Source organism: Anabaena sp. CCY 9910 (assembly GCF_963920875.1).
GTDB classification, from domain to species: Bacteria; Cyanobacteriota; Cyanobacteriia; order Cyanobacteriales; family Nostocaceae; genus Trichormus; species Trichormus variabilis.
Map to the genome: position 1 here is coordinate 129271 of NZ_CAWUDJ010000013.1, position 11411 is coordinate 140681.

Below are 11411 nucleotides of genomic sequence, written 5' to 3' on the forward strand. Positions count from 1 at the left end.
AGAAATGGTCTAAGTACTAGGTTTCATCCAACACAGCTAAAACAGATTTGGGTAATAATTTATCTTTAAACCAAATGATTTTTGCTGGCACATTATCTAGCTTAACTCCGGCTTTTTCCAAATTCAATCTTTCCGAAATCGCCAAAATTAAATTATCACAACCAGAACGCCGCACTTGGGAAAACTTTTTTTGTAAATATTCTGGTCGCCAATAGCCAACTATTTCTAATAAGAATTCTCTACCATCAGGATGAACTAAGCGAAAATCGGGAATCATCACACTTCCAGGAATGGGAATTAAATCTACTTCTCTTTCTAATGCCCATGCTGTTTTTAAGGCATCCCATTTATCAGCAAAGGACGCTTCTAGCATACTATCGTAGGGTTTACCTTTGGAGTAATGAGAGACTAAACCGCATTCGGAATTAAGGGTAAATCTGCCTGTTTTCCATGTATCTGTGTAGACATCACGGGTTTGTAATGTGGCTGCTAGACTCCATTTGGTGACATGAAGTAAGGCGGGGATGAGTTTGGCGATCGCTAACCCATAGCGTGTACTAGAATTAAATAAGCTGGTCGGGCCGTCAACGGTAATTGTAAAACCGTGGTCAGCATCGCCTTCAATATAAGCCATTAATTGAAATAGCTTGAGATAGCGGAATAAGAGTTTATATTCCCCTGGAACATTGCGGTGGGCATTTAAAATTAACTTACTCGCTTTATAGAATATTCCCTGTACCTGGGACAAGTTATAGCGATTTAATATATCTACTGGTGTGGGAACATCAAAGTTTGTCAAAATCTTATTTTCCGACAAATCAGCATAAAGTCCATCACGGACTTGTTCTAGTAAAATTTCCCGTTCTAATTCTTGAGTTAATTCATCAGCAATTTTGCTCAATGTCAGTTGTGTTGATTCCCTACTAGGTGCGGATTTCGCAGCCAGAGAAAACACTCTTTCTCTCAATATTGGTGGTTCTAGAGGACTTACTACTTCAAAGGTGCAGAAATTGCTTTTGATAATGTAAGCTAAACCCCGCTTAACTCGATAATCTGTAGCATCTCCTTCTAAATCCAAAAGTTGACTTTCCAAAAAGCCTTGAGTCTTACCTTGTGCTGCTTGAAAACAACTGATTAATTCATTGGTTAAATCAATAGTTTTCTGATCAATCTTCAGTCTTTTTGGTATTATTTCTTCGCCGTTTAGGCGATGGCTGAGGAGTTCCGTTGGTAGCATTTCCCTGGTTGTTGGCTGATGAATTATCGACTACATAATTAATTTCTATTTGCTCGGCGGCTTTAGCAGTTTTTCCTTTACCACTGCCATAAATAACCTGTAAATTCCCTTGTCTTTCCTCCCCGCGTCGCCGTGCAGAAGTATTTTCCTCGCTGGTATCTTCGGCTATCACTTCATATAAAATCGCTTGTTTATTTTCAATATTTCCCTTACGTAAAATCCTACCTAAACGTTGAATATATTCTCTAGTTGAACCTGTCCCAGATAAAATAATGGCGATCGCCGCAGCCGGCACATCAACACCTTCATTCAACACATGGGAAGCAACTAAAGTATTATATTCACCTTCTCGAAATTTAGTTAATATTTCGTGGCGTTCTTTGACTGGTGTTTGATGAGTGATGGCGGGAATAAGTAAATCTTGAGATATTTTATAAACGGTAGCATTATCAGCTGTGAAAATTAACACCCGTTCTGGATAATGCTTGGTGAGTAAATTGGCTAAAATTCTCAACTTGCTATCAGTCCCCAAGGCGATTTCTTTAGCTTCGCGGTGGGCTAACATGGCTCTACGTCCAGATTGCGATCGCGCACTCATCTGCACAAACATCTGCCAGCCTTGTATACTACCCAAAGAAACCTTTGATTGGCGTAAGAAATCGTTGCGAATTTGAATTAAATTATTGTATCTTTCCCGTTCCTGCTGAGATAACTTCACTTTAATCTGTACAATTTCGTGTTCAGCCAACGCCTTCCCCGCCAAATCCTCAGCACGTTTGCGATAAACTTCCTGTCCAATGAGAATATTTAAATCGGCGTGTTTACCATCGGTGCGTTCTGGTGTGGCTGATAATCCCAGACGGTAGGGAGCGATCGCATATTCGGCAATCACCTTGCTAAAATCTGTAGGTAAATGATGGCATTCATCAAACACAATCAAAGCATACTGATTGCCCAAGGCTTCGGCGTGAATGGCTGCACTATCGTAAGTTGCAACCAAAATTGGTGATTTATCCCGCGAACCACCCCCCAGTAAACCCACCTCAGCATCGGGGAACGCCGCCACCAAATGAGCATACCATTGGTGCATCAAATCTAAAGTCGGCACGACAATTAAGGTAGTGCGCGGTGTGGCCTGCATCGCCAACTGTGCCAAATAAGTCTTTCCCGCCGCCGTTGGGAGTACCACGACCCCCTGTCTTCCCGCCAGTTTCCAAGCTGCTAGAGCCTCACTCTGATGGGGATAGGGTTCCATTTCTAAACTAGGAACCAAATCGATGGGGTAAAATTGCTTGGCTTCATCGACGAAAAACACATCTTCCGCTTGTAGTGCTTCCACCACAGCACGGTATCTCATCGCCGGAATCCGAAATTTCTCTACCCTATCATCCCACGTAGCATAATCCATCCAGGCTTTGCCCCGTGGTGGTGGATGCAGAATTAGTGTACCGCGATCGTAGGTTAAGGTGGGAGTACGAGCCATTGGGAAATTGGGGAGTTTGGGAACCTCTTTCAGAATAAGGGGTGATGGGAACTGGTACTAGAATACCAATTCCGTGTTCCAAGAAGAACCCCTCCCCTGCTAGGCTACCGTCTACACACACAAGTCTGATCAACCTTGCCCAATAACCCATTAATTATAGCTGTCGCCAGTAGTGTTAGGACATCATATAGATGATACAACCTAGACACAACAAGACTTTTCACCCAGTCCCCAGTCCCCAGTTCCCAGTCCCCAGCCATAATAGCTAAAAACCTAAGTTAGTTAGAAGAGGACGACTTAGGTCTAAGTCTTTCCCGCCAGGAAGGTGTTGGTGCAGAACTTGCTGAGCCAGAACTATTATCCACGGTGGATGAAGACCGTCGAGACCTGCGGGTTGGTTCTGAAGTATCTGATTCTACAACTGGTCTGCGCCGTCTTCTGCGGGGTGATTCTTCACTACCAGTAGAAACTGATTCTTGGCTACGATATCGCCTACGTCTTCTAGGTGAATCAGTGGGAGTGGTTTCTTCTAATCGTTGGGAGCGTCTTCTGCGTCTGGTTGATGAACCAGTCTCTTGCACTGATTCTTCATTAGGTGTCAGAGGACGATTGAGAATTTGTTTGGCTTTGATGGGTTTTGCTTTAATACTGCCTTTGCGACCTTCCAGCTTTGGTCTTTCGGGAAATTTTTCTATTGGCATTCCCTCTACAGCTTTTTCCATAAATTCATGCCAAGTGTAAGCAGCACTGCCGCTACTACCATAGGTAGGACGATTATTATCGTTACCTAACCAAACCCCTGTAACTACTTGGGGAATATAGCCAATAAACCATAAATCGCGGGCTTCGTCAGATGTGCCTGTCTTCCCAGCAACGGGTCTATTAGGCAGTTGGGCAGCTGCACCGGTGCCTGCTTCGACCACGTTACGTAACATCCAGGTCATAATAGCGGCACTAGTAGGATCAAGCACTCGCTTCGAGTCAAATTTTGCTGACCAGATGACCTCACCTTTGCGGTTGAGGATACGACGGATGCCATGAGGTTCCGAGTGTAACCCTTGGGTGGCAAAACTGCCGTAAGCACTGGTTAACTCTAAGAGATTGACTTCATTGGAACCAAGGGCTAGAGAATAATGAGGATTGAGTTTTGATTTAATCCCCATGTTCTTGGCTAGTTGAATTGTTGGCTCAAATCCTACATCTAGCATGACTTTCAACGCTACCACATTCACCGAACGGGTGAGGGCATCGCGCATATTCATTGTGCCTCGGAAGGTTTCCCCGTAGTTTTTCGGTTCGTAACCATCGACTACCAAGGGAGCATCTACATAAGTATCGTAGGGGTTTTTGCCAGTGGCGATCGCAGTCGCATAGACAAAACCTTTAAATGTAGAACCTGGCTGACGTTGTGCTTGGGTAACACGGTTAAATTGGTTTTTACCAAAGTCCTGACCCCCAACCATTGCCTTAATTTCCCCATTACGGGGGTCAATGGCGACTAAAGCTGCTTGTTTGAAGTTTTGCCATCGTCCTTGATTGCGTAAAGTTTTAGCAACGGCTGCTTCTGCGGCTTGCTGCCAGGTTGGGTTTAAGCTAGTTTCCACAGTTAAACCCCCATTTGCTAACACTTGGGGGGAAACATACTTGGGCAATTCTTGCTGAATATAGCTGGTGAAGTAGGGGGATTCTACTTGTAACCGCTTGGGTAAACTAGGTTTGAGGGTAATTGCTGCTTGAGTGGCTTCTTGCCTTTGGGCTGGTGTAATAAAGCCCTCTTTTTCCATCCGTTGCAATACCAAATTTCGTCGTTGTTTGGCTGCTTCTGGGTTTTTGTCTGGTGAAAATAAGCTCGGTGCAGGGGGCATTCCCGCGATTGTTGCCGCTTCCGGGAGGGTAAGTTGGTCTACTGGTTTACTAAAGTAAACCCAGGCTGCATCTGCTACACCGTAAGCCCCTGCACCTAAATATACCAAATTTAAATAACGCTCTAAAATCTGGTCTTTGGTTAATTCTTGTTCTAGTTTTTGGGCAAGGCGTACTTCCTTGAGTTTGCGCCAAACTGTACGCTCTTGTTTAAGGAAAAGAATCCGTGATAACTGTTGAGTAATCGTACTCCCACCTTCTACCACATTTTGCGATCGCAAATTATTTACGGCTGCTCTGACAATCCCTTGGGGGTCAATACCTTTGTGCTGACTGAATCTGCTGTCTTCGGAGGCAATAAAAGCTTTTTTGAGAATCTCAGGCATCCGCTCCAGATTGACTTTTTCTCTGGTGGCTTCGCCTTGCTGTTGTAATATAGTGCCATCAACAGCTTTGATGGTAATTGTTTGCTCACGGACGACAGCTTGCAGTTCCGCTTTATCAGGTAAAGTTTTATCAATTTCCCCTAATAAGTAGTTGAAGGCAATAATGCCACCGCCTACACTTAAGCCCGCCCAAAACCATACACGGCGATAAATTGGGCGTTCACGGCTTGTAAACCTAGTAACAATCCCAGATGTTATACCACTTATCTGGTTTAATAATTTTCTTTGTCTTACCACCTGCGTTGGCGGTAAGTTCTCGTTTGTGGTTTCCTCTTGCTCGTAACGATTACTAGGTGGCAAGCGCGGTTCCCCCTTGTCAGAGTCACTCAAATTTATTTGCTGATTGCTTGAACCTGGAGGTTAAGTTTCTCCACATTAGTTCGGTGCAGAATATTCTGCACTAACTCTTAAGGGATAGATTAGAGTTTGGTGCAAGACGTTCGTGTTAGTATAATATCCTATAAACAATTAACTGAATTCATTGCTACAGAAAAATGTTTTTAAAGTAAATGTTAAACAAGCAACATTTCAACTTGTAATTACCTCAGGAAATTAATCAAGACCTAATTAATTTTGTTTTCTTATAACGTCAAACCCTGATATAATAGCCGTTCTTAAGTCTTTAAAGCTGTTTTCAATTATTTTTGAGCAACATGATCCCCAATTTTTTAGAGAAGTTGGGGATCTTTAGCTAGAAGCCATCGTCAGATAGGCATGAGTGCTATAGTATTTAAGTAATCAATGTTTGTAAAATAACAACAAATTAAATCATATTGTCTGTTGAGAACAAAAAAAATAGCCCAGAAATATTCACAAAGCACGATGCAGAGTTTAAACCAAAGATACAGGCAAGTGCGATCGCTCTTGGTAGTAATATCGGTGATTCTTTAGCAATATTAGAAGCTGCTACAGCAGAGCTAGCGGCGATTGCAGGTATTCAACTAACAGCAAAATCCAGTTGGTATATAACTAAAGCCGTGGGGCCGCCACAACCAGACTACATCAATGGTTGCATCAGCTTACAAGTACAGATGAGTCCGCTAGAATTGCTAGAAACATTACTAGCAATAGAACAGAAATTTGGGCGGGTGCGTCAAGAACGCTGGGGGCCGCGATCGCTAGACTTGGATTTGTTATTGTATGATGACTTAATTATTGATACACCAACTCTCCAAATACCCCATCCGCGAATGCAAGAGCGAGCCTTTGTTTTAGTACCTCTAGCGGAGATTGCGCCCGACTGGTTAGAACCAATTTCCGGATATGTAATTAGAGAGCTGGTAAAAAAGGTAGACTGTTCTGATGTACATTTGTTAAAGGGCAGTTAAAACCATTACCCAGAGCAGAAAACGCTGATAGAACAATCAACTCCAGTGTTTATCTGTGCTATTTAAGACAAAACAAGCTTAAATTATGCCATTAGGTAGAGAATTACCACAGCTATTAAAACAGCGCTTGTTCTATAAAGGGCGCAAGTTTGATTTTGAAGTTAATCGCTTGCGTTTACCCAACAAAGCTGAAGGAGAATGGGAGTGCATTCGTCACCCCGGCGGCGCTTTAGCTGTGCCTGTAACGCCAGAAGGTAAACTTGTACTCGTCCGCCAATATCGTTTTGCTGTGCAAGGACGGATACTCGAATTTCCCGCAGGAACTTTAGAAACGACAGAAGATCCCTTAACAACAGTCAAGCGCGAAATAGAAGAAGAGACTGGTTATAGCGCCCAAAAGTGGGATAAATTAGGCGAATTTTTCCTCGCACCCGGCTATTCCGACGAAATTATCTACGCTTTCCTGGCACGAGATTTGGAAAAGCTCGATACACCGCCAAAACAAGATGATGACGAAGATATTGAGACTGTACTGTTAACACCAGAAGAACTGGAAAGAGCCATTCTGGACGGAGAACCCATAGACGCGAAGTCAATTACTAGCTTTTTCTTAGCACGGCCGTTTTTAGTTTAACCTCATCGAACTTGCTGAGATAGATGATTGTGGGGATACGCAGATGTGTATCCCTACTAAATTTTTGGCGATAAGCAAGTTGCCAAACAAAACACAGTATGACAACTTTCCTTACAGACTCCACTGACATTAATAGGATTCAATTCTGCTCAAGACTCAATCTGAACCAACGTAGTGAACTGGGACAGTTTTTTACCCCTGCTCCAGTTGCTCGTTTTATGGCGAAACAATTCAGTAATCTATCTGGTAACATTAGTCTTCTTGATCCTGGAGCCGGAGTTGGTGTATTAACTGCTGCTTTTGTAGAGAGAATCTTGGCAAATCCTAACAACGTTAAAAGCTGCTTCATAACAGCTTATGAAGTAGAATCAGCGTTTATGTCTTCTTTAAGGAAATGTCTGACAGACTGTTGTGTGGCTTTAGAAGAAAGAGGAATTAAAGCCAATTACTACTTACATGACGAGAGCTTTATCAAATCTCTTGTGACTAATTCCACTATTAATTTTACTCATGCGATTCTGAATCCACCCTATAAAAAAATTAGTAGCCAATCAATCGAAAAAAAAATTCTTTCAAAACAGGGAATTGACACTGTTAATTTCTATAGTGCATTTATTTGGCTGACTCTATTACAGCTTACAGAAAATGGGGAGATAGTTGCAATCACGCCCAGAAGTTTCTGTAATGGCGTTTACTTTCGTCCTTTTCGTCAAGCTTTTTTGAACAACATAGCACTTAATAAAATTCATATCTTTGAAAGTCGTTCCGCCGCTTTCGCGGAAGATAACATATTACAAGAAAATATTATTTTTCATGGTATTAAATCTAAAATTAAGCGTAATTATGTCGAGATAAGTAATAATTCTGAAAAGGATTTAGATGAGTTATCAGAATTAAGATGTGTTCCTTATAGTGAAGTCGTTGAAGCTAATGATTCAGAGAGTTTTATTCATATTGTAACTAACTATCTGGAAGATGCTTTGAGAAAGCAAATGAATAAATTCTCATCTACTTTGAATGAAATTGGTTTAGCAGTTTCAACGGGGCCAGTTGTCGATTTTCGTCTCAAATCAGCTTTGAGAACTTGTTCTGATGAGCAAAGTGTTCCATTAATTTATCCAGAATCTATCAAGGCAGGGAAAGTTTTATTTCCACCTAATAATGCTCGTAAAGCGATCGCCATTGAAAAAAACCAAGACACAGAAAAATGGTTAGTTCAACCGGGTTGGTATGTCTTGACAAAGCGTTTTTCCGCTAAGGAAGAAAAGCGTCGTGTTGTTGCTGCTGTGTGTTCTCCACTAGATGCACCAGCATTAGGTATAGAAAATCACCTCAACTATTACCATGCAAAAGGTCAGGGAATGAACCCTGACTTAGCAAGAGGTTTAGCAGTATTTCTCAATTCCAGTTTATTTGATCATTACTTCCGGCAGTTTAGCGGACACACACAAGTCAATGCAACGGATTTGCGGAGAATTAAATACCCTGACAAAGATGATTTAATCCGATTGGGAAGCCAAATTGGTGATTTTCACTTTGATCAGCAGCAACTTGATCAAGTTGTACATCAAACCTTGTCAATTATGAGCGAAGCAACAAAGGCGATAGAGGCTAGTAAAAGAATTGAGGAAGCACTGGCTATCCTCAAAGCGATTTCTACTCCCAAAGAGCAACAAAACGAGCGTTCAGCACTTTGCTTACTGGCATTGGCAGACATTCGCCCTGAAACACCTTGGCATCAAGCAACAGCGCCCAGACGCAGAATTACAGAAATGATGAATTGGTTTCGTGATTACTACGGCAAACAATACGCACCGAATACCCGCGAAACAGTTCGACGACAAACAATGCACCAGTTTGTGCAGATGGGGATAGTTGTTGAGAATCCAGATCAACCAGAACGCCCAATTAACAGCCCAAAATGGTGTTATCAAATCCATCAACAAGCACTCTCACTTCTTCAATCCTATGGTTCTGAGCAGTGGGAAGAGGCTCGTCGCAACTATACTGTGTCAGTTACAAATTTATTACAGGATAGGAATCGCAACATACCGATAATTCCTGTAAGTTTGCCTGACGGTCAAGCGATTCAGCTATCATCAGGGGGACAAAACTTATTAATAAAAGACATTTTGGAAAATTTCTGTCCCAGATTTACGCCTGGTGGTTTAGTTCTCTATGTAGGCGATGCTGGGGATAAGTTCATCATTAATGAAACTCAGAAATTCCGAGAAATGGGGATTGAATTAGATCCTCACGGAAAAATGCCAGACATTGTACTGTACTATGAACGGCAAGACTGGCTAGTATTGATAGAAGCCGTTACCAGTCATGGACCGATCAACTTAAAACGTCATAATGAGTTGAAGCAACTGTTTCAGTCATGTCATAAAGGATTAGTTTTTGTGACTGCTTTTCCAAGTCGTAAGGAAATGACTAGGTATCTGGCTGAAATTTCTTGGGAAACAGAAGTGTGGGTAGCAGATCAACCCGAACATTTAATTCATTTTAACGGGGAAAGATTCCTTGGCCCCTATCATAACTCAGACAATAGTTCTTCAAAATCTGGGTTGTGAGAGTGCGATGGGCTACGCCTGCATATCTTTAGCCTCATACAATCAAATTTTAGAAATGATAGATAAAGCCTGATATCTTGAGTAGTTAGCGCTATCATTGCAGGTGCGGCACGACCAGGTAAATCATTAATGGTGGGGTGAAATGCTTAATAGAAAAGAACACATTTCCCAAATCATAGTTACGGCTGCACAAATGCGGGACATTGAAGCGCGCATATTTGCAGCAGGAATGCCTGTACCTGCTTTAATGGAAAAAGTCGCAGGACTAATTAGCAGACGTATTCAAGCTATTTTTGCACGGATCTCATTTCCCCGTGTAGGAATCCTCGTGGGGCCGGGACATAATGGTGGTGATGGGTTGGTTGTGGCGCGGGAGTTATACTTTAGCGGTTATCAAGTATGGGTTTATTCACCTTTCCATAAGTTGAAGGAATTAACATCACAGCATTTACAATACGCTCAGAGTATAGGTATACCTTTCTATCAAGAAATTGAGCAATTACCAGAGTGTGATTTCTTAGTTGATGGGTTGTTTGGCTTTGGTTTAGAAAGAGAAATTACTGATAATATCGCTTCGGCAATTAATCAGTTGAATGAATGGAATAAGCCAATTATTAGTATTGATTTACCTTCGGGTTTGCATACTGATACAGGTGAGGTTTTAGGGACTGCAATTCGCGCCAATTATACCTCGTGTTTGGGTTTATGGAAACAAGGTTTGTTGCAGGATCAGGCTTTAGATTATATTGGCAAAGCTGAGTTAATTGATTTTGATATTCCCTGGGCTGATGTGCAAGCTGTATTGGGAGATGTACCCAAGATTAAACGCATTACAACAGCAACAGCCTTATCTACTTTGCCTTTACCTCGGCCACCAGTAACGCATAAGTATAAGGAAGGGCATTTACTGTTAATTTGTGGTTCTCGCCGTTATGCAGGTGGAGCAATTTTGACGGCTTTGGGTGCTAGGGGTAGCGGTGTCGGGATGTTATCAATTGCTGTACCCGAATCTCTCAAGCAGCTTTTGGTATCACATTTGCCAGAAGCTTTAGTGATTGGTTGTCCAGAGACGGAAACTGGAGCCATCGCTCAACTACAATTACCAGAGAATACTAACTTAAGTTCCTTTAGTGCGATCGCCTGTGGCCCTGGTTTAACCAAAGATGCTACATCTATTGTGGAAGAAGTATTAGCAAGCGATCGCCCTTTAGTTCTCGATGCTGATGGTTTAAATATTTTGGCACAGTTGGGAACAATCCCCACATTACAACAGCGCCAAGCTGCAACAGTACTCACACCCCATACAGGCGAATTTCAACGATTGTTTCCCCATATCTCTGATGCCAAAGGCGATAGAGTCAAAGCCGTGCAGGAAGCAGCCTCTCAAAGCGGTGCAGTGGTATTGTTAAAAGGAGCGAGAACTGCGATCGCCAATCCTCAAGGTTCAGTATGGATTAACCCCGAAAGTACGCCAGCTTTAGCTCGTGGTGGTAGTGGCGATGTGTTAACGGGGTTATTGGGTGGATTGTTGGCACAAGCGGTAAATAAAGAAATACCTGTAGAAGATATCGTGGCTACTGCTGCATGGTGGCACGGACAAGCAGGTATTTTAGCCGCCAGTGAGCGCACAGAGTTGGGTGTGGACGCATTTACATTGTCACAATATTTGCTGAAGGTGATTAGTTATAACCGTAGCCAGATATATTAGGACATCAAGCTAAGACAAAAGCCTGACAACACAAAACTTTCAAGTCTGTCAATCGTCAACAGCCCTACTTAAATTTGTATGGCTGAAGGGGTGACAAAGAGGCTGAAGCTCAGGAAATAGAAGAGTGTGACTGTTT

Annotated in this window: 7 protein-coding genes; 4 read left to right on the top strand and 3 right to left on the bottom strand. The window is 42.3% G+C overall.

The window, feature by feature from the left end:
• Positions 1–16: 16 nt before the first annotated feature.
• The 3 genes from ACM5QX_RS12655 to ACM5QX_RS12665 form a co-directional block, all read right to left on the bottom strand.
• Entirely contained in the window at positions 17–1237 is a 1221-nt protein-coding gene (locus ACM5QX_RS12655) for a DUF790 family protein (protein ID WP_414753812.1), read from the bottom strand.
• Positions 1167–2720 (bottom strand): DEAD/DEAH box helicase family protein, encoded by a 1554-nt coding sequence (locus ACM5QX_RS12660; RefSeq protein WP_414753813.1) that lies wholly within the window; start codon positions 2718–2720, stop codon positions 1167–1169. Before ACM5QX_RS12660 ends, ACM5QX_RS12655 begins: the two co-directional genes overlap by 71 nt.
• Positions 2721–2998: 278 nt before the next feature.
• A complete protein-coding gene (locus ACM5QX_RS12665; protein WP_414753821.1) occupies positions 2999–5329 on the bottom strand; it encodes a transglycosylase domain-containing protein in 2331 nt (776 codons plus the stop codon).
• A 506-nt stretch (positions 5330–5835) separates the two neighbouring features.
• Here ACM5QX_RS12665 and folK point away from each other — a divergent pair.
• The 4 genes from folK to ACM5QX_RS12685 all read left to right on the top strand — a co-directional run bounded on the left by folK (position 5836) and on the right by ACM5QX_RS12685 (position 11275).
• Entirely contained in the window at positions 5836–6357 is a 522-nt protein-coding gene (gene folK / locus ACM5QX_RS12670) for a 2-amino-4-hydroxy-6-hydroxymethyldihydropteridine diphosphokinase (RefSeq protein ID WP_104010010.1), read from the top strand.
• Between the two features lie 85 nt (positions 6358–6442).
• Complete coding sequence (locus tag ACM5QX_RS12675) at positions 6443–6991, top strand: NUDIX hydrolase (protein ID WP_011317802.1); 549 nt, start codon at positions 6443–6445, stop codon at positions 6989–6991.
• A 98-nt stretch (positions 6992–7089) separates the two neighbouring features.
• A complete protein-coding gene (locus ACM5QX_RS12680; protein ID WP_414753814.1) occupies positions 7090–9567 on the top strand; it encodes a BsuBI/PstI family type II restriction endonuclease in 2478 nt (825 codons plus the stop codon).
• A 142-nt stretch (positions 9568–9709) separates the two neighbouring features.
• A complete protein-coding gene (locus ACM5QX_RS12685; RefSeq protein WP_414753815.1) occupies positions 9710–11275 on the top strand; it encodes an NAD(P)H-hydrate dehydratase in 1566 nt (521 codons plus the stop codon).
• The last annotated feature ends 136 nt before the right edge of the window (positions 11276–11411 follow it).